This window comes from Massilia solisilvae (assembly GCF_024753215.1).
In the GTDB taxonomy this organism is placed as follows: Bacteria; Pseudomonadota; Gammaproteobacteria; order Burkholderiales; family Burkholderiaceae_D; genus Telluria; species Telluria solisilvae.
Genome location: NZ_JANUGV010000001.1, coordinates 1,583,119 through 1,609,947 on the forward strand (window position 1 = coordinate 1,583,119; position 26,829 = coordinate 1,609,947).

General features: G+C 66.1%; 28 protein-coding genes. 11 read left to right on the top strand and 17 right to left on the bottom strand.

Going from position 1 to position 26,829, the window contains the following annotated elements:
* Positions 1-242 precede the first annotated feature (242 nt).
* The 4 genes from NX773_RS07120 (at position 243) to NX773_RS07135 (ending at position 6,324) form a co-directional block, all read left to right on the top strand.
* Entirely contained in the window at positions 243-3,545 is a 3,303-nt protein-coding gene (locus NX773_RS07120) for an nSTAND1 domain-containing NTPase (protein ID WP_258855611.1), read from the top strand.
* Complete coding sequence (locus NX773_RS07125; protein WP_258855613.1) at positions 3,532-3,936, top strand: DP-EP family protein; 405 nt, start codon at positions 3,532-3,534, stop codon at positions 3,934-3,936. Before NX773_RS07120 ends, NX773_RS07125 begins: the two co-directional genes overlap by 14 nt.
* Positions 3,937-4,007: 71 nt before the next feature.
* Complete coding sequence (locus NX773_RS07130) at positions 4,008-4,175, top strand: hypothetical protein (protein WP_258855615.1); 168 nt, start codon at positions 4,008-4,010, stop codon at positions 4,173-4,175.
* Between the two features lie 1,177 nt (positions 4,176-5,352).
* A complete protein-coding gene (locus NX773_RS07135; protein WP_258855617.1) occupies positions 5,353-6,324 on the top strand; it encodes a ribonuclease Z in 972 nt (323 codons plus the stop codon).
* On the opposite strand, the gene NX773_RS07140 is transcribed toward NX773_RS07135, so the two are convergent.
* From NX773_RS07140 to NX773_RS07160, 5 genes are all read right to left on the bottom strand, one after another.
* A complete protein-coding gene (locus NX773_RS07140; protein ID WP_258855618.1) occupies positions 6,325-6,792 on the bottom strand; it encodes a hypothetical protein in 468 nt (155 codons plus the stop codon).
* A gap of 56 nt (positions 6,793-6,848) precedes the next feature.
* Positions 6,849-7,202, bottom strand: a complete 354-nt coding sequence (locus NX773_RS07145; RefSeq protein ID WP_258855619.1) for a hypothetical protein — start codon at positions 7,200-7,202, stop codon at positions 6,849-6,851.
* 89 nt (positions 7,203-7,291) lie between these two features.
* The gene (locus tag NX773_RS07150) at positions 7,292-8,143 is read right to left on the bottom strand and encodes a metallophosphoesterase (protein ID WP_258855620.1); all 852 of its coding nucleotides are present in this window, start codon (positions 8,141-8,143) and stop codon (positions 7,292-7,294) included.
* Positions 8,140-8,988: a MaoC/PaaZ C-terminal domain-containing protein gene (locus NX773_RS07155; RefSeq protein ID WP_258855621.1), complete on the bottom strand. Its 849-nt coding sequence runs from the start codon at positions 8,986-8,988 to the stop codon at positions 8,140-8,142. The genes NX773_RS07150 and NX773_RS07155 overlap by 4 nt, the downstream gene beginning before the upstream one ends.
* 77 nt (positions 8,989-9,065) lie before the next feature.
* On the bottom strand, positions 9,066-9,470 hold the full coding sequence (locus tag NX773_RS07160) for a hypothetical protein (RefSeq protein WP_258855622.1): 405 nt from the start codon (positions 9,468-9,470) through the stop codon (positions 9,066-9,068).
* Between the two features lie 176 nt (positions 9,471-9,646).
* Between NX773_RS07160 and NX773_RS07165 the strand changes: the two genes are divergently transcribed.
* On the top strand, positions 9,647-10,561 hold the full coding sequence (locus NX773_RS07165) for a queuosine salvage family protein (protein WP_258855623.1): 915 nt from the start codon (positions 9,647-9,649) through the stop codon (positions 10,559-10,561).
* Positions 10,562-10,653: 92 nt separating this feature from the next.
* Here NX773_RS07165 and NX773_RS07170 read toward each other — a convergent pair whose 3' ends face one another.
* Positions 10,654-11,727, bottom strand: a complete 1,074-nt coding sequence (locus NX773_RS07170; protein ID WP_258855624.1) for an alpha/beta hydrolase — start codon at positions 11,725-11,727, stop codon at positions 10,654-10,656.
* A 138-nt stretch (positions 11,728-11,865) separates the two neighbouring features.
* Between NX773_RS07170 and NX773_RS07175 the strand changes: the two genes are divergently transcribed.
* Both NX773_RS07175 and NX773_RS07180 read left to right on the top strand, forming a co-directional pair.
* On the top strand, positions 11,866-12,774 hold the full coding sequence (locus tag NX773_RS07175; protein WP_258855625.1) for a PLP-dependent cysteine synthase family protein: 909 nt from the start codon (positions 11,866-11,868) through the stop codon (positions 12,772-12,774).
* Between the two features lie 104 nt (positions 12,775-12,878).
* Complete coding sequence (locus NX773_RS07180; protein WP_258855626.1) at positions 12,879-14,117, top strand: GGDEF domain-containing protein; 1,239 nt, start codon at positions 12,879-12,881, stop codon at positions 14,115-14,117.
* On the opposite strand, the gene NX773_RS07185 is transcribed toward NX773_RS07180, so the two are convergent.
* From NX773_RS07185 to xth, 4 genes are all read right to left on the bottom strand, one after another.
* Positions 14,094-14,717: a LysE family translocator gene (locus tag NX773_RS07185; RefSeq protein ID WP_258855627.1), complete on the bottom strand. Its 624-nt coding sequence runs from the start codon at positions 14,715-14,717 to the stop codon at positions 14,094-14,096. The two genes, NX773_RS07180 and NX773_RS07185, sit on opposite strands and share 24 nt — an antisense overlap.
* A gap of 9 nt (positions 14,718-14,726) precedes the next feature.
* A complete protein-coding gene (locus NX773_RS07190) occupies positions 14,727-15,845 on the bottom strand; it encodes an acyl-CoA dehydrogenase family protein (RefSeq protein ID WP_258855628.1) in 1,119 nt (372 codons plus the stop codon).
* Between the two features lie 19 nt (positions 15,846-15,864).
* Complete coding sequence (locus NX773_RS07195; protein ID WP_258855629.1) at positions 15,865-16,470, bottom strand: isochorismatase family protein; 606 nt, start codon at positions 16,468-16,470, stop codon at positions 15,865-15,867.
* Positions 16,471-16,539: 69 nt separating this feature from the next.
* On the bottom strand, positions 16,540-17,313 hold the full coding sequence (gene xth / locus NX773_RS07200) for an exodeoxyribonuclease III (RefSeq protein ID WP_258855630.1): 774 nt from the start codon (positions 17,311-17,313) through the stop codon (positions 16,540-16,542).
* A 141-nt stretch (positions 17,314-17,454) separates the two neighbouring features.
* Between xth and NX773_RS07205 the strand changes: the two genes are divergently transcribed.
* Together NX773_RS07205 and NX773_RS07210 are read left to right on the top strand one after the other, a co-directional pair.
* Complete coding sequence (locus NX773_RS07205) at positions 17,455-18,600, top strand: branched-chain amino acid ABC transporter substrate-binding protein (RefSeq protein ID WP_258855631.1); 1,146 nt, start codon at positions 17,455-17,457, stop codon at positions 18,598-18,600.
* Between the two features lie 115 nt (positions 18,601-18,715).
* Entirely contained in the window at positions 18,716-19,861 is a 1,146-nt protein-coding gene (locus NX773_RS07210; RefSeq protein WP_258855632.1) for a branched-chain amino acid ABC transporter substrate-binding protein, read from the top strand.
* A gap of 117 nt (positions 19,862-19,978) precedes the next feature.
* Here NX773_RS07210 and merP read toward each other — a convergent pair whose 3' ends face one another.
* Genes merP through NX773_RS07230 form a run of 4 tightly spaced genes read right to left on the bottom strand, consistent with a single transcriptional unit; the run spans position 19,979 to position 22,326 of the window.
* Positions 19,979-20,263 (bottom strand): mercury resistance system periplasmic binding protein MerP, encoded by a 285-nt coding sequence (gene merP / locus NX773_RS07215; protein ID WP_258855633.1) that lies wholly within the window; start codon positions 20,261-20,263, stop codon positions 19,979-19,981.
* An 8-nt stretch (positions 20,264-20,271) separates the two neighbouring features.
* Positions 20,272-20,646: a mercuric transporter MerT family protein gene (locus NX773_RS07220; RefSeq protein WP_258820244.1), complete on the bottom strand. Its 375-nt coding sequence runs from the start codon at positions 20,644-20,646 to the stop codon at positions 20,272-20,274.
* 6 nt (positions 20,647-20,652) lie between these two features.
* A complete protein-coding gene (locus NX773_RS07225; protein ID WP_258855634.1) occupies positions 20,653-21,753 on the bottom strand; it encodes a transglutaminase-like domain-containing protein in 1,101 nt (366 codons plus the stop codon).
* Positions 21,754-21,801: 48 nt separating this feature from the next.
* Positions 21,802-22,326 (bottom strand): TlpA family protein disulfide reductase, encoded by a 525-nt coding sequence (locus tag NX773_RS07230; RefSeq protein ID WP_258855635.1) that lies wholly within the window; start codon positions 22,324-22,326, stop codon positions 21,802-21,804.
* A 129-nt stretch (positions 22,327-22,455) separates the two neighbouring features.
* Between NX773_RS07230 and NX773_RS07235 the strand changes: the two genes are divergently transcribed.
* Positions 22,456-22,842 (top strand): hypothetical protein, encoded by a 387-nt coding sequence (locus NX773_RS07235; protein ID WP_258855636.1) that lies wholly within the window; start codon positions 22,456-22,458, stop codon positions 22,840-22,842.
* A 14-nt stretch (positions 22,843-22,856) separates the two neighbouring features.
* Here NX773_RS07235 and NX773_RS07240 read toward each other — a convergent pair whose 3' ends face one another.
* From NX773_RS07240 to NX773_RS07250, 3 genes are read right to left on the bottom strand one after another with little or no spacing between them, the layout of a single operon-like run.
* On the bottom strand, positions 22,857-23,831 hold the full coding sequence (locus tag NX773_RS07240; protein WP_258855637.1) for an alpha/beta fold hydrolase: 975 nt from the start codon (positions 23,829-23,831) through the stop codon (positions 22,857-22,859).
* Positions 23,828-24,637 carry an SDR family NAD(P)-dependent oxidoreductase gene (locus NX773_RS07245; RefSeq protein ID WP_258855638.1) on the bottom strand — a complete coding sequence of 270 codons (810 nt, stop codon included), beginning with the start codon at positions 24,635-24,637 and terminating at the stop codon, positions 23,828-23,830. The genes NX773_RS07240 and NX773_RS07245 overlap by 4 nt, the downstream gene beginning before the upstream one ends.
* Positions 24,634-26,121, bottom strand: a complete 1,488-nt coding sequence (locus tag NX773_RS07250) for a flavin-containing monooxygenase (RefSeq protein WP_258855639.1) — start codon at positions 26,119-26,121, stop codon at positions 24,634-24,636. The genes NX773_RS07245 and NX773_RS07250 overlap by 4 nt, the downstream gene beginning before the upstream one ends.
* 84 nt (positions 26,122-26,205) lie before the next feature.
* Between NX773_RS07250 and NX773_RS07255 the strand changes: the two genes are divergently transcribed.
* Positions 26,206-26,829: a TetR/AcrR family transcriptional regulator gene (locus tag NX773_RS07255; protein ID WP_258855640.1), complete on the top strand. Its 624-nt coding sequence runs from the start codon at positions 26,206-26,208 to the stop codon at positions 26,827-26,829.

A 26,829-nucleotide genomic window follows, 5' to 3' on the forward strand; every position in this document is an offset into this window, starting at 1 on the left:
CGCCTGGCCGTGGGACGCCGCGCATCCAGCGCGACGACAGCGCTCTCAGGCTCAAGCGAACCGTGACTAAAATTCAATGTTTTGTGCATTTTGGAAATTATTTTGTTGGCAAGCTGTCTGATGCCGGATAAACTCTAGCCCTAAAGAAATAAATTAACCTTCCGGTTTCCTTCCGGTTTTTAAGTCCTTGATTTGCTTGGGTTTCTCGCCACGCTGCGCAGGCTTCCAGGCGTTCGGAGAAGATGACGACAGAGCAGTTCCGCTTCGGGGAATGGGACGTCAGTCGCGCCGGCAACAGCCTGCAGCGCGGCGACGAACGGTTCCAGATCGAGCCGCGTGCGATGGACGTGCTGTTCGCGTTATGCGCTCGTGCGAACGAAGTGATCAGCACCGAAGAGCTCCTGCTCGAATGCTGGGGCAGCACGGTCTACGGCGACAATCCGGTCCACAAGACCATCACCCAGCTGCGCCGGGTGCTGGCGGACAGCGCGGCCAATCCCTCTTATATACAAACCATTCGCAAGCGCGGGTACCGGGCAATCGCGCCGGTCAGTTTCGGCGATCCTGCGGCCCAGGTGCAGCCCGGGAGCTGGCGCGATGGTTCCCCGTTCCGCGGCCTGCAGCCGTTCGACGCGGACCATGCGGCCATCTTTTTTGGCCGGGACACCGCGGTCAATGCGCTGCGCTCCTCGCTGGCCGGGCAGGCGCGCGCGGGGCGGCCGCTGGTGGTGGTGCTGGGGCCGAGCGGCTCGGGCAAGACGTCGCTGATCCTGGCCGGGCTGGTGCCGGCGCTCATGCGCGAACAACGGGCGGGGGAGCCGCATGCGCTGTCTTCGGCCTTCATCGACCTGGGCGAATTGCACGATGGGCAGGTGTTCGCAGGGCTGGCCTCGGCCATGCTGGACTGGCAGTTGGGGGACGATGCTGTGTTCGGCGGCGAGAGCGGGGTGTCGCTCGGGCGCTTGTTGCAGGCCGACCCCGACGAGGTGGCCGCGCGCATCGACAGGGCGCTGGACGCCCATGGCGCAGGACGGGACGACCGGCTCGTTCTGGTCATCGACCGCTTCGAGGCCTTGTTCACCCATCCCCAGGTGACCGCAGCCCAGCGCGAGGCGGCGGTGTCGGCGCTCGATACGCTGGCGCGCGCGGGCCGGGTGATGGTGATCATCGCCTGCCGCAACGACTTCTATCCGCGTATTGCCGAATTCCCGGCGCTGCTGGAAGGGAAGGCGCAAGGCGCCCATTTCGACGTCGAGCGCCCAAGTCTTGCCGAAATCACGCAGATGATCCGGCTGCCCGCACTGGCCGCCAACCTGACCTACGGCGTCGATCCGCAAACGCAGGAACGCTGCGACGAGCTGCTGGCGCGCGGCGCCGCCGCAAGTCCCGATTCGCTGCCGCTGCTGCAGTACACGCTGCAGGAACTGTATCGCCTGCGCAGCCCGGAGGGCGAGCTGTCGGTGGAGGCATACCACCGCATCGGCGGGCTGGAGGGCGCGATCGGCGCGCGTGCCGAGGAAGTGATTGCCGGGCTGACGGCGGCACAGGTGGCGGCGCTGCCGCGCGTGCTGTCGCTGGTGGTGACGGTATCTGCGGACAGCGACACGGTGACCAGCCGGCGCGCGCCATGGTCCGCGCTCAGGTCCGACACCGAGCGTGAGCTGGTCAATGCGCTGGTCGATGCGCGGCTGTTCCAGAGCGAGCTGGTCGACGGCGAAGGGGGCTTTGGCGTGGCGCATGAGGCGCTGCTGCGGCGCTGGCCGCGCGCGGCCAACTGGATCGCCTCGCACCGTGGCGGCCTGCAGGTGCGCTCGCGCATTGCGCAGTGGACGGCGCGCTGGGCGGTCGAGGGGCGCAGTTCGGACCTGCTGCTCCCGCCCGGCAAGCAGCTGGACGAGGCGCGGGAGCTGCTCAGCATGAGCGAATTGTCGCTGTCGGCGCTGGAGCGCGAGCTGATCGACGCTTCAGCGAGGAAAGCCAGGCGGCGCGATCAGGTCAGGCTGATGGTCATGGTGGCGATCGTCATGCTCGCAATAATCGCCGGCGCCGCGTCACTCGTCGCATATTCCTCAAAGCGTGTCGCGCAACAGCGACGGGCGGAGGCCGAAGGGCTGATGGGCTTCATGCTTGGCGATTTCGCGGACAAGCTGCGGCCGCTGGGGCGCCTTGATCTGTTGGATTCGGTGAGCGGGAAAGCGCTCGAATACCTTGCGATCAATGACGACAGCAACGCCGCCTCGCTGACCAACCGAGCGAAGGCACTTCAAGTTATCGCGGAAGTGAGCTTTGCGCGAAGTGACTCGAAGGCCGCGTTATCGGCGCTTGATTCCGCGCGCGCGATTTTGCTGCATCAATTAGGAGCGAGTCCCCAGAACTGGGAGGTCGTCAAGGGACTTGGTGCCAACGCGTTCTGGCGCGGGCGAATATATTTGAGCCAGGGGGACCTGGCGCGGGCAGAGGAGCAAATCAAGCTATATCAGCAGTACAGTGAACGCCTCTACAAGATCGATCCAGAGAACGTCGAAGGCTGGATCGAGCAGTCATATGCGCACACCAATTTGGGGCAGTTCCGTCTCAAGCGCGGTGACGCTGTTGCTGCCGCCAGCGACTTTGCGGCGTCAATTGCGTTGAAGCAGCGGGCGCTCCTGCGGAGGCCGAGCGATAAAGTGTTGTCCGCGGAACTGGCCAACAGTCTTTCGTGGCTGGCGAGCACGCGTGAGTCCTTGGGGGCACTGGATGATGCTCTGAAGCTGTATGACAAAGAAGTCAAGGTCGTGTCCCAGCTTTATGAGAGCTCCCCAAGTGATTCGTTGTGGGCTAAGAACACCGCAGTCGCCCTGCAGCGCCGAGGCTGGCTCAAGGCGATGATGGGGCAGACCAAAGAAGGGGAAGCTGACCTCGCGCAGGCCGAACAATTGTTAAGCGCCGTGGTGATACGGGAGCCGAACCACCGGGTGTGGAAGGTTCTTCTGGCGGGCGTTGAGCTGAACCGTCTGCGTCTTCAGTTAACTCACGCAGGCCGCTTAGTGCTTCCTGCATTGCAAACAGCTGTCGAGAACGCCAGCAAACTTGTTGTGCTGAGTCCGGACTCGCGTGAGTCGGCCCTAGCTCTTGCAAGTGCGTATCAATACATTGGTATCGTACTACTAGAGGTCGGGCGGGATGAAGAGGCGCGTACAGTCCTTTCCAAGAGTTTAGAGAGGCTGCAAGCGCTTTTCGCTAACAACCCTGGCGAAGTCCGTTATGCCGGCGATCTAGCGCAAACAATGGTGCTCCTTAGTCAAGCATATGCCGGGCTCGGCAATCCTGTTGATGCAAAGCGAAGCTGCTCCTCCGCACTGGACGTACTTGGACAGATATCCGTGCGCTCGGACTACCGTCTGTTGGACCCTTTTGTCCGGGCACACCTTTGTCTCGGTAATGTCTCGGCAGCAGTTGCTGGGCACGCTCGCCTCGCGTCGATCGGTTACCACGAGGCTTCGTACAGCCGTTTTTTTTCAAGCCACCAGAAGATGAGGGAGTCATTAGCTAATGTCCGACACTAACAATCCGAATTCGACCTCCACGGTCGCGGCACCATCATTTCACAATATTACTGTGGTCGTTGTGCCGACGCCTGATGGCAGCGGTAATGCCGGCGGCGGTAAGTGGAAAGTAACCTGTTCACCGTACTCCTGTCCCGTGTTCACCGGCGATGCCATTCTGAACTACCAGCTGGTGGCACCGACACCCTCGGGTATTGTGTTCGCGGGTTATGAGGCTTGCGCACCGCTCCCAGGGCGTGAGTTAAGCCGCCCGTCAATTTCCGTCGACGGCAAAATGATGACCTTTAGCGACCGAAACTCAAAGGGCGAGACGATCCTTGTGACGCTTCGCTTTAAGGATATCATGGAAATTCTATATGATCCTGAGATTCCAAACGATGGCATTCGTTGATCTGTACGAGCGAGTGTTTAAACAATCTGAGAGCAGCAAGAAAAGCAGTCCAAAACTGAGAGGAGAAGAATATGCCAGAAGTTCCGAACGATGGAACGCATTTGACTAGCGAAACTGCGCCGGTGATCGACGTGACAGATAGCGCGTCGGTGTTTGCCGCACAACCCACCGAAATACAAACAGACCCGACCGAGGCTGAGCTGATAGGCGTGCCGATCGCGCCGGCGGCAGCCGGCTAAGTGAACAGGGCCAAGTTATCGGTGAGTGCAGGTGGCGCTGTGGGTACCTACGTTTGAGGCTAGCCGCAGCCTGCCCCCTTGAATGATTGGGCGGTAAGAAAAGTAACTTAAAGGGAGAAGAAGATGCCAGAAGTGCCAAATGATGGAGTGCTTTTGACTAGTGCAGCTGCGCCAGTGATCGCGGCGACAGTTAGCGCACCAGCGCTTGCCGTGCAAGCCGTCGAAACGCAGGCAGATCCGATTGAGGCTGAGCTAATCGGCCTTTCGCTTGTTCCACTCGCAGGCGGATAAGCACTGCGGTAGTTATCTCGGCGTCAGGCATGTAACGCTATGCAGCACTAACCAATTGTTTTAAGGAGAAATGAAATGCCGGAATTACCAAACGACCCTCAGCCTGGCATCATCAGCCCAACTACAACTGTCCAGGAAGCAGTAGTGCAGGATGCAATTTTGCAGTTCGTGCCGGTTTGGGAGGGGGGGGCAGCCAGCGTCGACTGCTCCGATGCAACACTTGTCGGGGTACCGACCAGTTAGTGCGCCAGTTGGGAAGTATTTTCTATCTTGTCTATATTTCACTAAGGAGAACTTAAATGCCAGAAGTGCCAAATGAACCGATCCCGGGAATCGTGAGTCCGGTTTCCACGGTCTCGGAAGCAGCCATTTATGACACCACTCTGGTGTCGGCTCCCCTTGATGGCGGCCAAACGATTGACACTGAGGCCGTTGCTGCCACGCTAGTCGGAGTGCCGACCACTTAGCAAGGCGGAGGCTGCGACCTGGTGCAGTTTTTCTAACAATATTCACGAATATAAGGGTGAAACACATAATGCCAGACCTACCAAACGATCCGATACCGGGCATCGTTAGCCCGGATGTCACGATCGCGGACGCAAGTAGCGCGAACCCTGCCTTCGGATCCGATCTCATCATTGAGCAGTTGATGACACCCGGCGAAGATTCCGCTGTGGTACTTGTCGGCGTGCCGACCAGCTAAGATGCATTGCGCTGTGCGTCCGGTTTTGTGAGCAGTACCACCTCATCGACGTGGACGCAAAAGTGAACCAGCACTGTTGGTTGCACAGCAGTGCTGATTCCTCGGTAATATCCTACCCCTCCCGCTGCGCCGGTTCGCGCCGTGTTTTCAGCCTTCACGCGTCGGATCGTCGATAATCCCCGGATGGAACTCGAATTCCTCGGCACCTCATCCGGCACGCCCACCAAGACCCGCAACGTCTCCGCGCTCGCGCTGCGTTCGCCGCTGGCGGCCCGCTGGTACCTGGTCGATTGCGGCGAAGGGACGCAGCACCGCCTGCTGCACACCAGCCTGTCGTTGATGGGCCTGCGTGCCATTTTCATCACGCATGTGCACGGCGACCATTGCTACGGCCTGCCGGGTTTGCTGGCGAGCGCTGGCTTGCTCAACCGCACGGACGAACTGCTGCTGGTCGGGCCCGCAGCCATTGCTGCTTTCGTCCAGGGCGTGATGGAAACGACGCAGCTCGCGCTGCCGTACCCAGTCGCCTTCCTGCCGGTCGAACAGGGCATCCCGGACGGCCTGCTGCCGGACTTCGAGGTGCGCGTCACGGCGCTGTCGCACCGCGTTCCCTCGTACGCCTATACCTTTATCGAATCCAAACTTGAGCGCAAACTCGACGCGGGCCGGCTCAGGGCCGATGGCGTGCCGCGCGGACCCGCATGGGGCGAGTTGCAGCGCGGGGGCGATGTGATGCTGCCCGACGGGCGAGTTCTGCGTGCGCAGGACTACCTTCAAGCGCCGCGCAAGCCGCGCAAGATCATCGTCGGCGGCGACAACGACACGCCTGAACTACTGGCGGACCAAGCTGGCGGCGCCGACGTGCTGGTACACGAGGCGACCTACACCGAGGACATCCTGGAAAAGGTGGGGCCGGCACCGCAGCACAGCACGGCGCGCCGAACAGCGCGTTTCGCTGCCGACGCGAACATTCCGAACCTCGTCCTGACCCATTTCAGCCCCCGCTACCAACAGCACAACGGGCCGCAGACGATCGCCGACGTCGAGCGCGAGGCGCGCGCGGCCTATCGCGGCAACCTGTTCCTGGCAAACGACCTGGACAGGTTCAGCCTGGACCGGCAAGGGCGCCTGTCGCGTATTGCCCCAGCCGGATGATTACTGGACCCGGCGCACCTTCGGCGACTGGTTGGTGCCTTCGATCTCCAGGAAAATGGTGCCGAAGAAGTTGCGCGACACCTTGACCTTGGGGTTTTGCAGCGGCGCCAGCACGGCTTCGCTGCCATCGACCACTTTCCAGACCTGCCCGTTGGCCAGTTTGATCTGGGAACCGGGGCGCCAGCCGTCGAAGGTGCCGGCGATGGCGCTCTCGATCGACTTGGGCTGTTCGTCGGCCTGCTTCTTCACCGCTTCCATGCCAAAGGCTTGCTCGGGCGTCCTTGCCGGCACGGCAGCCGGCGCTGCGGCCACGCCGGCGGCAGCCGGGGTTGCCTGGCCAATCGGGATCGCGTCATAGCAGCTCAGGCGGCTGGCGGCGTCGGCCAGCAGGCGGCATTTCTGCAGCGCGGCGTCATCGGCAAACGCGGCGCCGGATACGAGCAGGAGCAGGTACAGGGCTTTTTTCATCGTCTTTCCAACCAGATGCGCGTGCCACCTTGGCACGGCTGGGGACGATTATAGCGTCAAGGCAACCTGTCGTTGGCGAGGAAGGCCCAGGCGACCGTGATGACGATGGTCCCGGTGAGCGTGACGCAGGACCAGGTGAAGAACCACGCCGATACCATGCTGGCCTGCAGCGCGCGCTCGAACAGGCAACCCATGCCGAAATCGAACGCGGTCAGGATCGACCAGCGCCGCAGGTACACGGGCAGAAACTTGCACATGCGCCGGTTGTGCTGGCGCGCGGCATGTCGCTCGATGCGGTTGCGCGCGGCGCTGACGTCCGCGAACAACCAGTCGAAGAACATGAAACGGTAGAGGAGCCGCCAGAACGGCAACTCCGGCTTTTCTGCGGTGGGTGTCGGCTTGTCGGTCATCGTGCTGCGCCTGAATGCTTTTCCTGCATACTAAGCCGAAGCCGCGCCCAGCACGATGACAAATGGCCAATCGTGCGTTGCGCGCGGCATCATTGCAGTGTGCACAGCACCAGTTCGGGATCGGCGTTGATGCGCAGTGGCAACGCGCTGCAGCCGATGCCGCGGCTGACGATCAGCGGGCCGTTGGCGAACTCGTACTTGCCGTAGCAATGGTTGCGCGACAAGGGGCCGCGCGGGCGCCTGACCGGGGTGCCGTTCGCGAATGCGATCTGGCCGCCATGGGTGTGGCCGGCAAAGCCGACATTGAAGGTCTCTGCCAGGTTGCACAGGCCGTCGGGGGAATGCATCAGGTAGATACGTACCGGCCTGGCCCCTGCGAACGCGGCGCGCGGAGAGGGCGCGCCGGTCCAGGGATCGTCCACGCCGCAGATGCTGACCATGTCGAATGGGGCCGGCAGCGCAAGGTTGCGGTTCACCAGCAGGTGCACGCCGGCGTCCTGCAGCGCGGCCTCGATCGGCTCGCGGCCGTGCCAGATGTCGTGGTTGCCGATGACCGCGTACGCGCCAAGGGGCGCCAGTTCGGCGGCGCGGGCGAACAGGCCGCCCAGCTGGCCGATGTGGCGCGCGCCGAGCGAGACATAGTCGCCACCCAGCAGCACCACGTCCGGACGCGCTGCTTCGAGCTGGCGCGCGAGTGCGTCGAACAGGGCCGGGTGCGTGGTCGGGCCGGCGTGCAGGTCCGATGCGAACGCGATGACCAGCGGCGCAGGCAGGCGTTGTGCCGGGTCCAGCGCCAGTGTGTGCCGGGTGATGCCGAGGTTCCCGTGCCAGCCGCGGCGGTAGCTCCACGCGGCTACCTTGCCGTCCATCAGCAACTTGTCGATCAAGCGCTCGACGCCGTAACGAATCGGACGGCGACGTTGGCGGCCGGGCGCGCTCATGGCGGTTGCACCGTGAACGCGCCTTCGACGGCGACGCGGCCAGCGCAGAGCGCGGTGTAGGCGCTGCCCGCGGGATTGGCGAACAGACGCACCTCGCTCTGCAGCGGCACCGGCGCGCGGAAGCGGGCAGAGATGGCGGTGAGCCTTGCGCCACGGTCTTGCTCCAGCGCGGCACAGGCCCGGGCGACCGTGTGCATGCCGTGGATGATCGGTGAGCGCAACCCCATCAGGCGGGCTGACCAGGGCCACAGGTGGATCGGGTTCCAGTCGCCGGAAATGGCCGCATAGGCGCGGCCGGCGGATGCGTCGACGGTCCAGCTGGCAATCTGCGTGCCGTGGACGGGTTCCTCGTGCCGGGTGCCATTGCGCGTGACGCGCGCGCCGCGCACGGCCACGTAGTCGCTGCGGCAGGTGAACATCGTCTTGCCTTCTTGTTCGCCGGCTGTGTCGAGCACGACGTGAATGGCGCCGCTGGGCTTGGGCGGCTGGATTGCGACGCTGGTGGTGATGACGAGCGGCCTGCCGGCATCGACCCGGCATTGCTCGGTGATATCGTTACCGGCGTGGATCATGCCCGCAATGCGGAAAGGAAAGCGCGGGTCGAGCATGGTCGCCATGTGTGCGCGCTGGGCGACCAGGTAGTAGAACGTCACCGGCAAGGCGTTCGCGGCAAAGCCGAGGGCGGCGTTGTAGCGCTGCAGGCGGGCGGTGTCCAGGTGCCCCGCGTCGTAGCGCGTGCGCAGTGCGCCAGCCGCCCGTTGCGAACCGGCGCGCTTGAACAGCGCACGCGCCAGCAGCAGGGCGTTCAGCGGTGGAAGCGGGGTGGTCTGTGTCGGCGTGGTCATCCCGGGCAAAAGAGGTGCGGACAACCGCATCGTACCCGACCCGGCTGCGAACCTCCAGTTTGCCCGGGCATACCGGATCAACGCGAGCGCGTCCCGCCCTGGATGTTGGGGTTGGCCGCGGTCTGGTTGTCCTCGCGCTGCTGCTCGGCCTCGCTCTGGCCGGACAGCGATCCGCCCTGGCCGCTCTGCTGGCTTTGCTGCCCGCCCTGGCGACCCTGCGCGTTTTGCTGTCCCTGCTGGCCGCCCTGGCGGCCGTGCGGTCCGCGTACCCGGCTGCCCAGCGCCGGCGTGTCGCCGTGTTCACCCAGGTCCGCGTTCTGCAGGTTGCCCGCGTCGTTACGGCTCGGCATGCCTACGCCGCCATCACGACCGCCCGTGTTCAGGTTGCCCGTGGTCCCGGTGACGCCCGCCTCGCTGGTGCCAATCCCGCTCAGCTCGTCATAGTTGGCGCCCTTGACGCCCCTGCCTTTGTTCTCAGCCATGGTGACCTCCTGTGGTGAAACGGACAAACCTTGATAGTAGTCCCGTGGGCGCCGGGGCCAATCGGAAAATGGACGTGGGCTTTGTGGGACCGGTCCTACAAATTCTTCTCCTGGTCTATTTCCCTTGTGACAAAAGGGGATTATTATTGCCGCATGGAATTTCTCAACGGAGCATCATGACCGGCCAGCCCACCGCCAAGGAACGCATCCTCGCCCGTGCCAACGCCGACTACCAGCCCGAGCTGGTGGCCGTCGATGCCGACGCCATTGCCCGCATGCCCGCGCGGGCCGACCGCTTCAGCCACATGGCCGTTGGCCTGTTCGGCAAGCCGGCCGGCCAGACGCCGGAAGGCGCGGCTGCCTACAGCATTGCATTGAACAGCCTGAACTTCATGTTCTGGACGCCGACCACCGACGGCATCACGCGCTACCACTGGGGCGATGAAGGCGGTGCGCACGGCCTGAAGGCGGCGCTGGACTACGCATGGGGCGAGGAGCCGACGCCGGCGCGGCTGCGCGAGCTGCTGGGATCGGGGCAGGAGCAGGCGGTGCTCGACGTGCTGGGCGAGATCTCGCTGGCACGGCGCCGGGCCCAGTTCCTGCGCGAGGTGTTGGCGGGCGATCGCCTGGAGGAGGCTGCGGCCGAGCTGGTGCAGGCAGCTGGCAGTGGCAGCCTGACCAGCGATGATGCCGAGCGGCTGGCCCGGCGCTTCCCGATGGCGTACGGCCAGGATCCGTATCTGGTGCGGGCACAGCTGGCGGTGATGTGGTACGCCGGCTTCCTGCGCGAGCAGGGTAGCGACATCGATTGCGACATCACGGTGGCAGCCAGCTACCAGATGCCGCGTGTGATGCGCTCGATTAAGGTGCTCAAGTTCGCGCCCGCGCTGGCGGCCAAGATCGACAGCCACACCCTGATCATGCGCGAAAGCGACGAAGAGCGCGCGATCCGCGCCGCCACCGTGCTCGGGTGCCAGATGCTGGCGCGGCATGTGGGCGTGTCCGAACATGCGATGGTCAATGTGCTGTGGCAGAACCGGCATGCGTGCGGCACGATTCCTTACCATCTCACGATCACGACGGATTACTGATCGAGGCCAGCTCGCGAGGCGCTGGCGACGATCGCACCGTTTGGACGCGTGGGCAGAATCTGCCCGCGCCAGCTCAGTGGGTGCGGGCGGCGTCAGTCGCGCGCCAGCGGTCGCACGTATTCGAGCAGGCTGACCAGCAGCTTGCCCGGTTCCTCGAACTGCACCAGGTGCGACGAGCGCTCGAACCACACGCCTTTCTTGTACGGCGCCTTCACCTTGTCGAGCCAGGCAGCGGTCGGTTGGGACGGGGTCGAATAGTCGTGGCGCCCCATGAACATCAGCACCGGGATCGGGAACCGGGTCACGCCCTTGAAATCCACCTCGAGCATTTCGTCGATGACGCTGCCCAGCGTGAGCAGGCTGCCCTTGTCGATCGCGTCCACGGCGGCCTTGTCGTATTCCGGCGAGAGCGCTGCCGCGTTGAAGTAGTAGCCCGATTCGCTGCGGAAGGCCGACAGGCCGCCGTAATACTGCGCCCACTTGCGCGCGATGATGATGCGTTCGCGTGTGATCGGCTGATTGCCGGGGTAGGGCGCGATGGTGGCCAGTTCGTCCAGCGCCGCCTGGTTGTGCGCGGCGCGCGCCTGCTGCAGCCCGTAGTCGAAGCTGATCCGCTCGTTGTCGTGCGCGTTGATGATCTGGCCGATGCCCACATAGGCGTAGAACAGGTCGGGGCGCGCGAGCGCCGCCTTCATCGCCACAATGGTGCCCCAGCTGTGGCCGACCAGGATCACCTTGCGCTTGCCGTAGCGCTGGGCTACCTGCTGGGCGATCTCGACGGCGTCCTGCACGTAGCGATCGATTTTCAGGGTCGGCTTGACCGCGGCCGGGTCGCTTTCAAGGTAAGTCTTGCCGGCGCCGCGCTGGTCGTAGTTGACGACGGTGAAGTACTCTTCCAGCGGACGCTGGTAGGTCCACATCACCGGCGCCGCCGGCGAGGCCGGGCCGCCGTGGACGAACAGGATCACCGGGTTGGCCTTGTCCTGGCCGCGCACGTACAGCCATTGGTCGATGCCGCCGATGCGCAGCTTGAAGTTCTCTTGTATGCCCGAAGGGCTCACGATGCGCCCGAGGTCGCCGATGACGTCGCGCGGCGGCGGTTCGGCGGCGAGCGCAAACAGGGGCAGGGCAAGGAGCAGCAGGCAGCGGTACAGCGTGCGGATCATGGGGGCCTCGTCGGACAGGATGGGGCTGCTAGTGTAGCAGAGCAATATTGACAAGGCAGGAGCGCGCGGATCGTGCGCCACGATAAAACTTGCCGTGTTAGCGTTATTTCCTTGTGGAAACTTTGCGAGGAAGAGCGCATGGAAAACGAGATCAGGGAATCGGTCATGGATGCAATCGGCAATACGCCGGTGGTACGGCTGGAAAGGCTGTTTCCGGCTGCCGACGTGGTCGCCAAGCTCGAATACATGAACCCAGGCGGCAGCATCAAGGATCGGATGGTGCGCTACATGTTGCGGCACATGCCGGAGGGCACGACGCGGCTGGTCGAGAGCTCGTCCGGCAACACGGGCGCGGCGCTGGCGATGGCCAGTGCCGTGCTTGGGCTGGAGTGCGAGGTTGCGGTGCCGGAGTGCACCAGCGTCGAAAAGGTCCGGCGCATTGGGGCCTACGGCGCGCGCGTTCATCTGTGCGCGCAGGAGAGCGGCGAGGGGGATTATCACGCCGTGGCGCGCCGCATCGCGGCCGCGCGCGGCGCCTTTCACCTGGACCAGTACGCGTCCGAGCTCAATCGGCTGGCGCACTATCACGACACCGCGCCGGAGCTGTGGCGGCAGCTCGGTGGCGAGCTCGACGTGTTCGTGTGCGGCATCGGCTCGGGCGGCACCATTTCCGGCATCGGCCGCTACCTCAAGGAGCGCAATCCGAACGTGCGCGTGATTGGCGTGGAGCCGCTCAACTCGTCGTATCGCAAGCTGGTGACCGACCGCCCGGCCGCGGGCGAGTTCGACACCGTGATCGAGGGCGTGGGCAAGCGCGCGCCCTCGCGCAGTTTCGATCCGGCGGTCGTGGACGACGTGGTGCAGGTGCCGGACGGCCAGGCGCTCGCCTGGTGCCGGGCGCTGGCAACCGAGGAGGGCATCCTGGCCGGTGGCTCGAGCGGTTGCGTGGTGGCCGGCATCGCCGAGGTCCTGCCGCGCTTTCATGGGGCGCGGGTGGCGGCGGTGTTGCCCGATTCGGGTGCCTACTACTTGTCGAAGTACTTCTGAGGCCAGGGGGCGTTGCGCAATAAAGTTGAGCTATTAATACTTTTTCGTGTTTCGGAGAAACTATTGTGTAAGATAGCCGGCTGTACCGCACTCCCGGTTTTCCCTTGAGCACACTGAGCCTCCTTCTTGTCACGGCCGCCATGTCGGCCGTCATGCTGCTGGTCCTGTCGTCGCTGTCGCGCAGCGAGGTGAAGGGCATCCGCTGCTGGGCGCGCGCCAACTGGCTGGCGGTGCTGGCGCTGCCGCTGTTCGCCGGGCGTGGCGTGCTGCCCGACCTGATTTCGATCGAGCTGGCCAACGGGCTGTACCTGTGGGCCATTGCGACGATGCTGGTGGGCTTTCGCAGCCACCTGGGAGTGCCCACCGGCGCGCGCGCCCTGGCTGCCTGCGCCGTGCTTGCGCTGGGCGCGCTCACCATTTTGCACTATGTGATCGAGTCATTCCCGCTGCGCGTGGTGGTGGCCTCGCTGTTCCACGGCGGGTCCACGCTCGCCATCGGGCTGGCGGTCAGGCGCGCGCTGGGCAAGGCGCCGGCGCGCTATCCCTACGTGTTCACCAGTGTGGCGGCGTTCGGACTGGCGAGCGGCCATGCGGTGCGGGCGGCCGTGTCGCTGGCCCAGCATGCGGGCGTGGCGCCGCTGTTCGACGCGGCGACCTGGACCCTGATCTTCTTTTCGCTCGGTACGCTCGCCATGCCGCTCCTGACGCTGGGCGCGGTGATGATGGCAAATGCCGACATCGTGGCCAGGGCCAGGTATGCGGCGGACCACGATTACCTGACTGGCGCCTGGTCGCGGCGCGCGTTCTTCAACCTGGCCGAGCACGAGCGCGCGCGCGCGACGCGAAGCGGCGCCGAGCTGTCGGTGCTGCTGTTCGACGTGGACCACTTCAAGCGCATCAACGACACCTTCGGCCATGCGGTCGGCGACCGGGTGCTGGAGGATATCGTACGGCGCACCGCGAGCGTCATCCGCGAGGCCGACTGCTGCGCGCGCCTGGGCGGTGAGGAGTTCGCCGTGCTGCTGCCGGACGCATCGATCGAAACGGCGAGCGCCGTGGCCGAGCGCCTGCGCGACGCGCTGGCCCATTCGCCGCTGCTGCTGCAGCCCGCCGTGGTGGTGGCATACACGGTGAGCATCGGCGTGGCGCGGCTGGAGCCGGGCGAAAGCATCACCGCGCTGCTGTGCCGCGCCGACCGCGCGCTGTACCTGGCCAAGGCCGCGGGCCGCAACGTGGCCGTGTGCGCCGCCGCGGCGTGCGATGCCGAGGACGCGTTGTGCGAGCACCCGGCGCCAATGACGCTGGCGGTGAGCCAGGTGTTAGCGGGCGACCAGCAGCTTTAGGCCGAGCGCAACGAAGATGCCGCCGGCCAGGCGGTCGAGCCACATGCCGGCGCTGGGCCGCCTGGCCAGCCATGCGCCAACCGATCCCGAAAAGAACCCGAGCAGTCCGAACAGCAGGGCCGCCTGCACCGTGAAGATGAGGCCCAGCGCCGCCGTCTGCAGGTTGGCATGGCCGTGCGCGGCAACCACGAACTGCGGCAGGAAGGACAGGAAGAACAGCACCACCTTGGGGTTGATCGCGTTGGCCAGCAGCCCCTTGGCGAACAGCGTGGACAGCGGCTCGCTGGCGGTGACGGTGGCCGCCCTGGCGCCGCCACGGCTGCGCAGCGCCTGCAGGCCGAGCCAGACCAGGTACAGGCCGCCGGCCACCTTGAGCAGCGTGAATGCGGCGGGCGAAGCGGCGATCAGCGCACTCACGCCGAGCGTGGCCAGCACGGTGTGGCTCAGGCAGCCGAGCGCGCAGCCCAGGCCAAAGGCCATGCCGCGCGCGCGGCCCTTGGCCATGCCGATGCCAAGCACCATCATGTTGTCCGGTCCCGGCGACAGGGTGATCAGGACCGCGGCGGTGAGAAAGCCAAGGACTTGTTCGATCGAGAGCATCTGGTGGCTTCAGGCGGCAAACGGCAGCAGCAGGGCGTGCTGGGTGGCGGTGTGCAGGTCGCGCCATACGCGGCCGATCTCGCTGCGGCTGTCGCAGGCGGACAGGCCGCACAGCGGGTACAGCTCGTCCACGGCGCGGCGTGCGGCCTGCACCATCTGCAGCGCCACCTCGTGCAGCGCGCGGATATCCTCGCCTGGCACCTGCTCGCGGCGGCACACCTGGTCCCACATCCGGTCCAGCAGTGCGTAGAAGCGCACGCGCAGCCGTGCCAGTTCGGCCGGGCCGTCCGCCAGTGCGCTGGCCACCTGCGGCAGTTCGGCCAGCGGCTGCCGGGTCACGTGGTGGCGCCGCTGGCCGATGACCTCGCGCGCAAGGCCGATGAAGTTGGCGGCCATGCCGGCCATGTTGGCGCCCAGCGTGACGAAGGCGAGCGACAGGAACGGGAAGCGGTACAGCGGGCCGTCGGCCACCGCGCTCTCGGGCGTCAGGTCGAATGCCTGATGCGCGCCGGCGAACACGCCGTCCAGGCTGAAGGTGTGCGATGCCGTGGCCTTCTGACCGATGGTGTGCCAGTTTTCGTGCACCGTCACGTCGGATGCGGGCACGATGAAGGCCCGCATGCGCGGCGTACCCGCCTCGTCCAGCAACGGCTGGCCGTCGCGGCGCAGGATCGCGTTCATCGTGAAGTGCGTGGTCATGGGCGCGCCGGTGGCGAAGTCCCAGCGGCCGGTCAGGCGATAGCCCTCGCCCTCGATGTCGGCGTGGCCCGAGGGCGCGCCGCTACCGCCCAGGCACAGGCCGCGCGTGGCCATCACCTCGCTGGCGTAGGCCGGCGGCAGGAAGCCGGCGAACCAGCCGGCGCCGGCGCACAGCGTGACGGTCCAGCCGGTGCTGCCGTCGGCGGCGGCAATGGCTTCTTCGAGCCGCACGGCCTGCGGCAGGGGCAGCTCGGCGCCGCCGACGGAGCGGGGCGCCAGCATGCGCAGCCAGTCGCGCGCGTGAATCAGTTCCTGCACCGGCGCGGTCAGCATGCCGGCTTGCTCGGACGGGTGGGCCTGGCCGCGGATCAGGGCGGCGTCGGCGGGGGAAAGGGTGTAGTCGGTGTTGGGTACTGCTTGGTCGGGCATCTTCAGGTCCGGTGATGAGTTACGAGACCGACAGCGCGGTCATGCCATGTTCGCCCAGCCGCACCGCGACCGCGCCGCGCGCCACCATGCGGTCGATGGCGCGTGAGCCGTCGCCCGGGTGCACGTCCACGGCGCGCATCGCTTCGGGCACGATCAGGGTCTCGAAGCCTTCTTCCAGCGCGTCGGTGACGGTGTTGAGCACGCAGTAGTCGGTGGCCAGGCCGCACACGGCCACGCGCGTCACGCCGCGCGCGCGCAGCTGGCTGGCCAGCGTCGTGCCGTTGAAGGCCGAATAGGCGTCGGCTTGTGCGGTGTCGGCCTTGGAAATGACGATGGTGTCGTCGGGGAAGGCCAATTCGGCGGAGAATTCGGCGCCGTGGGTGCCGGCCACGCAATGCGGGGGCCACGGCCCGCCCTGCTCGCGGAACGAGCAGTGGTCGGCGGGGTGCCAGTCGCGCGAGGCAAAGATCGGCAGCTTGCAGTCGCTGTACAGTGCGAGCAGGTGGTTGATCGGGGCAATCACCTCGTGCCCTGCCGGCACGCCCAGGCTGCCGCCGGGCAGGAAGTCATACTGCATGTCGACGACGATCAGGGCGTCTCCCTTGCCGAGTTTTATCGCGCTCATGGTGGTTCCGGTCAAATGGTTGGCGGGCAGGTTGCCATTGTAATCGTTCCGGCATCCCGGCCCGGAAAGTCAGGCGTCGAGCTCGACCCACGTGGGCGCATGGTCGCTCGGCTTTTCGCGCGCACGCACATGGCGGTCCACCTCGGCAGCGCGCAGCGCGGGGGCCAGTGCGGGGCTGAGCAGCAGGTGGTCGATGCGCAGGCCCGCGTCGCGCCCGAAGGCGTTGCGGAAGTAGTCCCAGAAAGTGTAGATCGTTTCGTCCGGGTGCATGGTGCGCAGGGCGTCGGTCCAGCCCTGGTCCACCAGGCGACGGAAGGCGGCGCGCGTCTCGGGCCGGAACAGGGCGTCGTTTACCCAGCGCTCGGGCTTGTACACGTCCAGTTCGGTGGGCATCACGTTGAAGTCGCCGGCCAGGATCACCTTCTCGCCGCTGGCGATCAGCTCGGCGCCGCGCGCGATCAGGCGTTCGAACCAGGCCAGCTTGTAGTCGAACTTGGGACCGGGCGCCGGGTTCCCGTTGGGCAGGTAGAGGCAGGCGATGCGGATGCCGTTCACGATCGCCTCGATGTAGCGGCTCTGTTCGTCGGACGGGTCGCCCGGCAGGCCGCGTCCCGCCTCCTGCGGCTGGCAGCCGCGCGCCAGGATCGCCACGCCGTTCCAGCTCTTCTGGCCATGCCAGATCGCGCCGTAGCCGGCCTCGCGGATCGCGTCCAGCGGGAACTTCTCCTGCGGCGCCTTGAGCTCCTGCAGGCAGGCCACGTCGGGCTGGGTTTCGTCCAGCCATTGCAGCAGGGCGGGCAGGCGGCTGCCGATGCCGTTGACGTTGAAGGTGGCGACACGCATGTTTACTCCGGGATGTTATTGATTCTCCAATTTTGCCTGCAGGTTGCACTGTCGTGACGCACGCGTCAAGCGACCGTTCTTGTTGGCCGGTTGGCAATTGCCTATACTCGACAGCTCAATCGACTCTGCATTGGGATCAAGATGCCTGCCTGCCGCAAACTCATCGTGTCCGCCGTTTTGCTGGCTGCGCAGGTGGCCGCGCATGCCGCCGAGCCGCTGCTGGTCCGCATCGGCCTGGCCGACGCGCTGACCGGCCCGTTGTCGCATTTCGGCAAGGACGACGAAAACGGCGCGCGCATGGCCATCGACGAGCTCAACGCGCGCGGCGTGACGATCGGCGCTCGCAAGGCGCGCTTCGAGCTGCTGGTGGAGGACGACGCCAGCGAGCCGCGCATCGCAACCACGGTGGCGCAAAAGCTGGTGGATGCAAAGGTGAACGCGGTGATCGGGCACGAGACCTCGGGCACCAGCATCCCGGCTTCCCGGATCTATTTCGATGCCGGCATACCGCAAATCTCGACCTCGGCCACGAGCCCGAAGTACACCGAGCAGGGCTTCAGCACCACCTTTCGCACCGTGAACAACGACAAGCAGCTGGGGCGCGCACTGGGACGTTATGCGGGCAAGAACATGGGCGTGAAGCGCCTGGCGCTGATCGATGACCGCACCGCGTACGGCCAGGGCGTGGCGACCGAATTCCTCAAGGGCTTCCAGGAAGCCGGCGGTACGGTCGTGGCCCGGGAGTTCACCAACGACAAAGCCACCGAGTTCAGCGCCATCCTCACGAAGATCCGCGCCGCGCGGCCCGACATGGTGTTCTTTGGCGGCATGACCCCGGTGGCGGCGCCGATGCTGCGGCAGATGAAGTTGCTCGGCATGGGCAGCGTACGCTTCATGGGCGGCGACGGCATCTGCACGGACGAGATGACCAGCCTGGCGCAAGGCGCGATGGGAGAGGGGCAGGTGATGTGCGCCGGCTCGGGCGGCGTGGAGGACGCGCAGCAGGCCGGCTTGCAGCGCTTTCGCGCGGCGTACCGCAAGCGCTACGGCATCGACAGCCTGATCTATTCGCCCTACGTGTACGACTCGGTGATGACGCTTGCCGCCGCCATGGAGAAGGCGGGCTCGGCGCAGCCCGCGCGCTACCTGCGGGTGCTGGCGAAAATCGAACACCAGGGCATCACCGGCGCGATCGCGTTCGACCAGCACGGCGACATCCGCAACGGCACGCTGACGCTGTACACATTCAGGAACGGGCAGCGTGCGAGCGTGGGCGTGATCCGGTAAATACGGCTGTTGCTTTATAGCAGGCGCGTCTTTCGATATTGCCAATCGATACTTCTGGCGCCCCTGCGCATCGCCTATACTCGACGGTTCGATTCATCAGCCGTCTGGAGCAACCATGGTCATTCGTCGTAAAGTTTTTGTATCCGCCGTCGCACTCACCCTCGCCGCGGGGGGCGCGCAGGCCCAGCAGCAAGTGGTCAAGATCGGCCACGTCGCCGCCGTGTCGGGGCCGCTGTCGTACTTCGGCAAGGACAACGAGAACGGCGCGCGCATCGCCATCGACGAACTGAACGCGAAGGGCGTGACCATCGGCGGCAAGAAGGTCAAGTTCGTGCTGATGGCAGAGGACGATGCGGGCGAGCCGCGCAACGCCACCGTGGTCGCGCAAAAGCTGGTCGATGCCAGGGTCAACGCGGTCATCGGCCACGAGACCTCGGGCACCACGATCCCGGCGTCGAAGATTTACCACGATGCCGGCATTCCGGAAATCTCGGCCGCCACCACCAGCCCGAAGTACACCGAACAAGGCTTCAATACCGCGTTTCGCGTCGTGGTAAACGACAAGCAGCTCGGCCGCACGCTGGGGCGCTACGCGGTGAAGAACATGGGCGTCAAGCGCGTGGCGCTGATCGATGACCGCACCGCGTACGGCCAGGGCATCGCTACCGAATTCGTCAAGGGGTTGCAGGAAGCGGGTGGCCTTGTCGTGACCAAGGAGTTCACCAACGACAAGGCCACCGAGTTCGGCGCGATTCTCACCAAGATTCGCGCTTCGCGCCCGGACATGATCTTTTTTGGCGGGATGAGCGCGGTGGCCGGGCCGATGCTGCACCAGATGAAGGCGCTCGGCATGGGCAATTTGCGCCTGATGGGCGGCGACGGCATCTGTTCGGACGAAATCGGCACGCTGGCGCAAGGTGCGATGTCGGACGGCCAGGTCGTGTGCGCCGAGGCGGGTGGCATCGAGGATTCGGCCAAGACCGCGCTCGAGAAGTTCAATGCCGGCTACAAGAAGCGCTTCGGCATCGACGTGCAGATCTACGCGCCCTACGTGTACGACTCGATCATGACGATTGTGGATGCGATGGTGAAGGCCGGTTCGGCCGAGCCGGCCAAGTATCTGCCGGTGCTGGCGAAGATCGAACACAAGGGCATTACCGGCACCATCGCCTTCGATGCGCGCGGCGACATCCGCGACGGGACGCTGACCCTGTACACGTTCAAGAAGGGGCACCGCACCACGATCGCGGTCACGAAGTGAGCGTAGGGTGGGCGGGTTTCCGCCCACGCGTTCAGCCGGGGCGCGCGCCGTCGTGATGCCTGCCCTTGTTGGACGCGTGGGCAGGGAACCTGCCCACCCTACGGGGACCGTTCGTGGTTATCTTGCCGGAGCTTTGAGCATCGACGGGTAGCCCGCGTCCTCGGTCGCCTTCTTCAGGTCGTCCACGGTCGCCTTGCTGTCGTCGTACACGATCACGGCTTCGCGCCGCTCGTAGCTCACCTTCACCTTGGACACGCCAGGCACCTTGTTCAGCGATGCCTTGATCGTGATCGGGCAGGTGGCGCAGTCCATGGTGGGGATATTCAGCGAAACGGTCTGCTGCTTGGCCAGCGCGAGGCCGGGCATGAGCAGGAGGGCAGCGATAAGCAGTTTGGCCTTCATGGTTCGGGTCAGTAGAAAAGTGGTGCGATCAGCGGAAAGCCCAGCAGCAGCGCGACAAACACGGCGCAGGCGATGAAGATGCGGCGCGTGGCCGGCCGCGTGGTGGCGCAGGCGTCGGTGCCGCATTCGCCGGCGGGACGCAGCACCAGGTAGCCGGCCCAGCCCATCGCGCCAAGCGCCAGCGCGATGAACAGCGGCGTGACCGGCTTGAGCGCGACCAGGTTGGCCATCCACGCGCCCGTCACGCCCAGCAGCACCAGCACCAGCGGCAGCACGCAGCAGGTGGAGGCGAGCAGGGTCGAGACCACCGCGAGTCCCATCAGCCGCAGGCCGAGATGCTCGCGCGAGGGTGCCGCTTTGGCCGGTGCCGCTTGCAGGTTCATGCTGATTTACGCCTTGATTTCGCGGGCGGTGATGGTGTACTTGAACGAGTCCGGGTCGAGCGGGTCGTAGGCTTCGCCACCGGTCTGGGCCTGCGGGTACATCAGGAAGCCGAGCTTGGCGCCATGCGCGCCTTGCAGCTTCACGTCGTGCGCGAAGTTGTAGCCCATCCAGTTGCCTTCCCAGCCGCCGAACAGGCCGGCCTTGACCGGCGCGACCAGCGCGTTGTCCGGGTCCTTGATCCAGGTGTCGGTTTCCAGGCGCATCACCTTGCCCACGTCCGCCGGGTCCATTGCAACCCAGCCGTGCTTCTTCAGGTACACCTCGGCGCGGCAGTGCTGCGCGCCCTGCAGCGCGGCGCTGTTGCCGCCCAGTTGCTTGTAGCCGAACGCGGACGGCGCCACGCGCAAGCCGTACACGTCGCGCGCGGGCACGCCGGCGGCGCGGCACAGGCCGACGAACAGACCGTTGATGTCACCGCACTTGCCGCCGAAGTTGCCGGTTTCGAGCATCGTCTTGATGTCGCCGGTGCCGCAGCCGCGCACCTTGGGCTCGCGGAAGGTGTTCAGCACGATCCAGTCGTAGATGCGCTGGACCTTTTCGTCATCGCCGCGGGCGCCCGCCACGATCTGGCGCGCCGTCTTGCGCACGATGCCGTCGGTGGGCATCAGGTCGGTCGGCTGCAGCCACATGCGCAGGTCGGCGGCCGATTCGGTCGCGCCGGGCGCGGCCTTCCAGTCTTGCGCGCGGTCGCGCGTCTGCACGCGGCTGGCCACTTCGAGCACCGGCTTGCTGCTGCCGTCGAATTCGGCGACGAGGTAGCGCGCGCCAAAGCGCGGGTCGGCCGCCAAGCGCATTGCGGTGGCGTTGCCGGACCAGTTGTTCGACAGCGAACGCTGCCAGTCGGTGTCGATCGACGGCAGCGGCACCCACACGGTGGAGGGCGCGGTGCCGTGCGTGAGCTCGACGCGGGTGACGACTTCGAAAGTACGCCAGTCGCCCGGGCGCGGCTCGAAGCGGCGCGCGGCTTCCTTGGCCAGCAGTGTGGTCGGCAGCGCGCCGAACAGCATCGCGCCGGAGGCGGCCTTGAGCACTGCGCGGCGGGTCATATTGCTTGAGTCTTGCATGGTTTAACCTTTCCCTGTTTTTGGTTGTTTTTATTGCGCGAGCATCTGGTCAAGCGCCTCGCGCACCCGCTTGTCGTTCGGGGCGATCGCACCGATCACGCGCCAGCGCGGCTTGCCGTCGCGGCCGATCAGCACGGTGGTCGGCATCACGCCGCCGGTCCAGCGCTTGAAATGCTCGCCGGTCTTGTCCAGTAGCGCCGGGTAGCCGAACTGGTGTTCGCGCGAAAAGCGTTCGACTGTCCAGCTGGGCTCTTTGTAGTTGACGCCGAGCACGACCAGCCGGTCGCCGGATGTGGCCGCAATCGTGTTCAGCACGGGTACTTCTTCAATGCACGGCCCGCACCAGCCGGCCCAGAAGTTCAGCACCACCACCTTGCCGCGCAAGTCGGCCAGGTTCCATTGCTTTCCGTTCAGGTCGGTCAGGGCCAGCGGCGCCGCCGCCAGCTTCGCCGGCCATGGGCGCAGTACGCTGTCGGGGGCGGCAGTCGCGATCGAGCAGGCCAGCAGCAGCGGGACGATGCCGCATGCGGCGCGGCGCAAGAACTTGACGCGCATTGAACTCAGAGACTCCGGCTGTGCCACGAAAAATGCCCGCTATTTTAGCAGATCAGCGGGCTGCCCGGCCCTTGTGGGGCGGCCCGCCGGACGCATATCCCACAATGCAACCGAGACAAGGAGGAGATCATGGCAACTGGAAACGAACGCAAGGACAAGCCGGGACGGCCTTTCGACCAGATCACGCACGATGGCACCAGCAGCGCCGGCAGCGTCGGCCCTGGCGGCACGGGAGACTTGGGTGGCGCCGCAGGCGGGCAGGGCGGATCGCTGCAGTCGGACACGCGCACGGATGACCTGCTGGCGGGCGACGCCGGCACGCAGGGATTCCGGCCAGAGCACGCGGGCGAATTGCAGATTGGCATGGGTGGCATCGGCGGCGCCAGCCAGAGCAACCGCCAGTCGGCTCCGGTTGGGCCGCCGGGCTCGGCGCAGGGCGAGCGCGACCGCGAGAACGAGCGGGCGGTGCCGCGCAGCTCGGCGCGCATCTCCGAAAGGCACGGCCGCAAGGGCTGAGCGAGCTGGCCGGCTTAGCGCAGCGCCTGCCGGGCCGCGGCGCCGTATTGCGCGACCGCGGCCTCGCGAATGAACTGGGCGGTCGCCTCGGGCTGGGTGATCGGCAGCATGTGGCCGGCATCGAGCAGGCTGAGGGTGGCCCCCGGCACCTTGTCGACCAGCGCCTGGCCGTTGTCGCGCCAGTCGAGGATCTTGTCGTTCAGGCCGTACAGCACGCGCACCGGCAAGCGCAGCTGGCTGTAGCGCGCTCCCAGCGCCGGCAGCGTGTGCTCGAGCGCCAGCAGGTCGGCCGACGAGGACAGGAAGGCGCCCGGGCGCAGGCTGAGCAGGCCGCCGCCGCGGGTGGCGAAGTCGGCCGGCACCGCCTCTGGGCCGAACACGTCGGCCAGCAGGCGCGCGCTCTTTGCGATCGACATGGGCGTGGCGAGCGTCCAGGCGACGAACTTGCGCGCCAGCGCCGAGCGGATGGTGAGCCCCTTGAACGCGGGCGGCACGTCGTCAGGCGCGTGGGTCAGCGGGGCGATCAGCGCCAGCGCACCAACCTGGTCCGGGTGGTCGAGCGCCAGCGTCAGCGCCACGGTGCCGCCGAACGAATGGCCGACCACCAGCGGCCGGTCAAGCTCGAGCGTGTCGATCAGCGCGGAGATCGCGTTGGCCTGCGCGCTTGCGCTTGCACTCGCTGCGGCGTCGCGCGTGGAGTAGCCGGAGCCGGGGCGGTCGACCATGATGACGCGGTAGTCCGCAGCCAGCCGGTCAAGCAGCGCGTAGCTGAAGTGCGCCATCTGGCCGGCCAGGCCGTGGATCATCAACAGTGGCGGCCCGTTGCCGGCTTCGCGCACATGCAGGCGCGCACCGGGCACGTCGATGAAGCGGCCGGCCGGGCGCAGGTAGGCCTCGATCCTTTTGGCCGTGCGCCAGGTGAACAGCGCGCTGGCCGCCAGCACCAGCGCAATGGCGCCGGCAACGAAGAGCAGCAGGTGTGTGGTCATGCCCTGATCGCTTTCCTGAGAAGGTTCCAGTAGCTCACCGGTGCAAAGCGCTCCAGCAGCGACACGATTTTCGCATCGTTTCCGACCAGGATGCGAGCGCGATCGCGTTCGATGCCCTGGACGATGATTTCGCCGGCCTGGTCGGCCGGCATGCGCAGCATCGCCTGTGCGATCTTGCGGCCGCGTTCCACTTCCGCGGGCGGCGCACCCGCCGGAAGGCGCGCGTTCTGCGCGATCGCCGTGTTGACCCCGCCCGGGTGCACAACCGTCACGCCGACGTTGGTGCCGGCCAGTTCGTGGCGCAGCGCATTGGAAAAGCCGCGCACCGCGAACTTGCTGGCCGAGTAGGCCGCCTGGCCGGGGGGCGAAATGATGCCGTAGATGCTGGACAGGTTGACGATGCGTGCCTGCTGGCTGCCTTTCAGGACCGGCAGGAAGGCACGGGTCATGCGCACCACGCCATGGAAGTTGATCTCCATGAGCCAGTCGAAGTCTTCCTCGCTGACCTGCTCGAACATGCCCCCAAGGGCCACGCCGGCGTTGTTGATGAGGATATCCACGCCACCGTGGGCGGCGCGCACCGTGTCGGGAAAGGCGCGCACGGCGTCGCGGCTGGCGACATCGAGCTGGTGCCAGGTAGCGCGCACGCCGAACTCGCGCGCCTGCAAGGCGGTGAACTTCGCCCCCGATTCGTCGATGTCGGCCAGGGCGAGATGGCATCCGCGCCGTGCCAGCGATATGGCGATGGCGCGTCCGATGCCGCCGCCCGCGCCGGTGATGACTGCTACGCGTTGGGCCAGTTTCAAGGCATGGTTCCTTTCCGTCCAAAGTGCATGACGCCGTCGGCCAGGCGGCCGAAGCGGATCATCAAGAGGTCCTGCAGGTAGTTCTGGTACACCTGCCAGGGTTTGCGGTCGCCCTGCTTGGGCAGCATGTCGATCGCGCGCTGCACGTACCCGGAGGTGAAGCTGACGAAGGGCTGCGCCCCGGCTTCGTGGCCGCGCCGAGGTACCGCGATGGCGAGCTTGCGGCGGTCCATGTAGCGCAGCAGGCGGCACACCCAGGCGGCGGTCAGGTCGGCCTTGAGCGTCCAGGATGCGTTGGTATAGCCGAAAGCGAGCGCCAGGTTCGGCACGTCCGACAGCATCATGCCCTTGTACGACAGCGCCTGGCCGGGCTTGAACGGCTGGCCGTCGATGCTGATGGCGGCGTCGCCCAGCACGTTCAGCTGCAGGCCGGTGGCCATCACCACGATGTCCGCCGCGAGCTCCTGGCCACAGGCGAGGCGGATGCCGGTTGGCGTGAAGCGTTCGATGGTGTCGGTGACGACCGAGGCGCGGCCCTCGCGGATTGCGCGGAACATGTCGCCGTCCGGGACCACGCACACGCGCTGGTCCCAAGGCTTGTAGCGCGGGGTGAAGTGGGTTGCCACGTCGTAGTCGCGGCCCAGGTCCTTGCGCGCCAGCGCGACGATGCGGCGCTTGACCTCCTCCGGATACTTGCGCGCCATCCGGTACAGGAACATGCTCTCGGCGATCACGCGCCAGCGGGTGACCGCATAGGCGAGCTTCTCCGGCAGCAGGCGGCGCCAGCGCGCGGCGAATTCATACTCGGACGGGCGCGACACCACGTAGGTGGGCGAGCGCTGCAGCATGGTCACGTGGGAAGCGCGTTCGGCCATCGCGGGCACCAGGGTCACGGCGGTGGCGCCGCTGCCGATGACGACCACGCGCTTGCCGCTGTAGTCGAGGTCCTGCGGCCAGAACTGCGGCTGCACGATGGTGCCGGCGAAGCTGTCTTCGCCTTCGAATTGCGGCCGGTAGGCCTTGTCGTAGCTGTAGTAGCCGCTGCACATGTAGAGAAAGCGAGTGCGCAGCAGCCTGCTTTCGCCGGTCTTGCTGTCGCGCGCCTCGACGCTCCAGCAGGCGTCCGCGCTCGACCAGCTCGCGGCAACCACCTTGTGGCCGAAGCGGATGTGCTTGGCGACGCCGTATTCGCGCGCGGTCTCGCGCACGTAGTTCAGTATCGACGGCCCGTCTGCAATCGCCTTGGACGCCAGCCAGGGCTTGAACGCGTAGCCGAGCGTGTACATGTCCGAGTCGGAGCGGATGCCCGGATAGCGGAACAGGTCCCAGGTGCCGCCGATGGCGTCGCGCGCTTCGAGGATCGCGTAACGCTTGCCCGGACAGCGTTTGTGCAGGTGAACCGCCGCGCCGATGCCGGACAGGCCGGCGCCGACGATCAGGACGTCGAGGAGTGGCTCCTCGGGTGGAGAGGATACGGCTGTCATGTGGTGTCTCTTGTTGTAATTATCGTGTGTGACACTGTACATTGTCAGAAATCCGGTTGCAACAACCTGTGCCAAAATAGAGGGATGACTCCAGACTCCTTACCATCGCGCCCGTACCGCGGCGTGGCCCCGGACGAGCGGCGTGCGCAGCGGCGCCGGCGCCTGATCGAGGCTGCGGTGGCGGTGTACGGCGAGCGCGGCTACCGGCAGGCCACCGTCAAGGCGGTATGCGAGGCGGCCGGGCTCACGGAACGCTATTTTTACGAATCGTTCGCCAACAGCGACGAGCTCCTGATCGCCGGCTTTAACGCGGTGACGTTCTCGGTCGTCGGCGAGGTGCTGGCGGCGGCGCAGGCCGCGGGACGCAGCCGCAGGGAGCGTGCGCGCGCGCTGCTGGGCACCTATTTCGCGGCACTGCAGCGCGACCCGCGTTCGGCGCGCGTGTTCCTGGTGGAGATGCGCGGCGTGAGCCGTGAGGTGGACAAGGCCTTCGATGCGGCGCTGCGCGATGTCGGGCGCCAGGTCGCGCGCGTGGTGGCGCCGCCGGGCAGCCAGGACGACGAGCTGCTGCAGGCTGGCGTGATCGGCGGGGTGATCCACATCGCGCTGCGCTGGATCGAGCAGGGCTATTGGCCGCCGCTGGAAGAGGTCACGGAAACGGCCCTCCGCCTGGGCATGGTGCTCGCGCGCGCGTCCAGCCCTGCCTGA

Coding starts and splice junctions, on each gene's coding strand:
- NX773_RS07120 (WP_258855611.1), top strand. CDS start 243: ATGACGACAGAGCAGTTCCGCTTCGGGGAATGGGACGTCAGTCGCGCC.
- NX773_RS07125 (WP_258855613.1), top strand. CDS start 3,532: ATGTCCGACACTAACAATCCGAATTCGACCTCCACGGTCGCGGCACCA.
- NX773_RS07130 (WP_258855615.1), top strand. CDS start 4,008: ATGCCAGAAGTTCCGAACGATGGAACGCATTTGACTAGCGAAACTGCG.
- NX773_RS07135 (WP_258855617.1), top strand. CDS start 5,353: ATGGAACTCGAATTCCTCGGCACCTCATCCGGCACGCCCACCAAGACC.
- NX773_RS07140 (WP_258855618.1), bottom strand. CDS start 6,792: ATGAAAAAAGCCCTGTACCTGCTCCTGCTCGTATCCGGCGCCGCGTTT.
- NX773_RS07145 (WP_258855619.1), bottom strand. CDS start 7,202: ATGACCGACAAGCCGACACCCACCGCAGAAAAGCCGGAGTTGCCGTTC.
- NX773_RS07150 (WP_258855620.1), bottom strand. CDS start 8,143: ATGAGCGCGCCCGGCCGCCAACGTCGCCGTCCGATTCGTTACGGCGTC.
- NX773_RS07155 (WP_258855621.1), bottom strand. CDS start 8,988: ATGACCACGCCGACACAGACCACCCCGCTTCCACCGCTGAACGCCCTG.
- NX773_RS07160 (WP_258855622.1), bottom strand. CDS start 9,470: ATGGCTGAGAACAAAGGCAGGGGCGTCAAGGGCGCCAACTATGACGAG.
- NX773_RS07165 (WP_258855623.1), top strand. CDS start 9,647: ATGACCGGCCAGCCCACCGCCAAGGAACGCATCCTCGCCCGTGCCAAC.
- NX773_RS07170 (WP_258855624.1), bottom strand. CDS start 11,727: ATGATCCGCACGCTGTACCGCTGCCTGCTGCTCCTTGCCCTGCCCCTG.
- NX773_RS07175 (WP_258855625.1), top strand. CDS start 11,866: ATGGAAAACGAGATCAGGGAATCGGTCATGGATGCAATCGGCAATACG.
- NX773_RS07185 (WP_258855627.1), bottom strand. CDS start 14,717: ATGCTCTCGATCGAACAAGTCCTTGGCTTTCTCACCGCCGCGGTCCTG.
- NX773_RS07190 (WP_258855628.1), bottom strand. CDS start 15,845: ATGCCCGACCAAGCAGTACCCAACACCGACTACACCCTTTCCCCCGCC.
- NX773_RS07195 (WP_258855629.1), bottom strand. CDS start 16,470: ATGAGCGCGATAAAACTCGGCAAGGGAGACGCCCTGATCGTCGTCGAC.
- xth (WP_258855630.1), bottom strand. CDS start 17,313: ATGCGTGTCGCCACCTTCAACGTCAACGGCATCGGCAGCCGCCTGCCC.
- NX773_RS07205 (WP_258855631.1), top strand. CDS start 17,455: ATGCCTGCCTGCCGCAAACTCATCGTGTCCGCCGTTTTGCTGGCTGCG.
- NX773_RS07210 (WP_258855632.1), top strand. CDS start 18,716: ATGGTCATTCGTCGTAAAGTTTTTGTATCCGCCGTCGCACTCACCCTC.
- merP (WP_258855633.1), bottom strand. CDS start 20,263: ATGAAGGCCAAACTGCTTATCGCTGCCCTCCTGCTCATGCCCGGCCTC.
- NX773_RS07220 (WP_258820244.1), bottom strand. CDS start 20,646: ATGAACCTGCAAGCGGCACCGGCCAAAGCGGCACCCTCGCGCGAGCAT.
- NX773_RS07225 (WP_258855634.1), bottom strand. CDS start 21,753: ATGACCCGCCGCGCAGTGCTCAAGGCCGCCTCCGGCGCGATGCTGTTC.
- NX773_RS07230 (WP_258855635.1), bottom strand. CDS start 22,326: ATGCGCGTCAAGTTCTTGCGCCGCGCCGCATGCGGCATCGTCCCGCTG.
- NX773_RS07235 (WP_258855636.1), top strand. CDS start 22,456: ATGGCAACTGGAAACGAACGCAAGGACAAGCCGGGACGGCCTTTCGAC.
- NX773_RS07240 (WP_258855637.1), bottom strand. CDS start 23,831: ATGACCACACACCTGCTGCTCTTCGTTGCCGGCGCCATTGCGCTGGTG.
- NX773_RS07250 (WP_258855639.1), bottom strand. CDS start 26,121: ATGACAGCCGTATCCTCTCCACCCGAGGAGCCACTCCTCGACGTCCTG.
- NX773_RS07255 (WP_258855640.1), top strand. CDS start 26,206: ATGACTCCAGACTCCTTACCATCGCGCCCGTACCGCGGCGTGGCCCCG.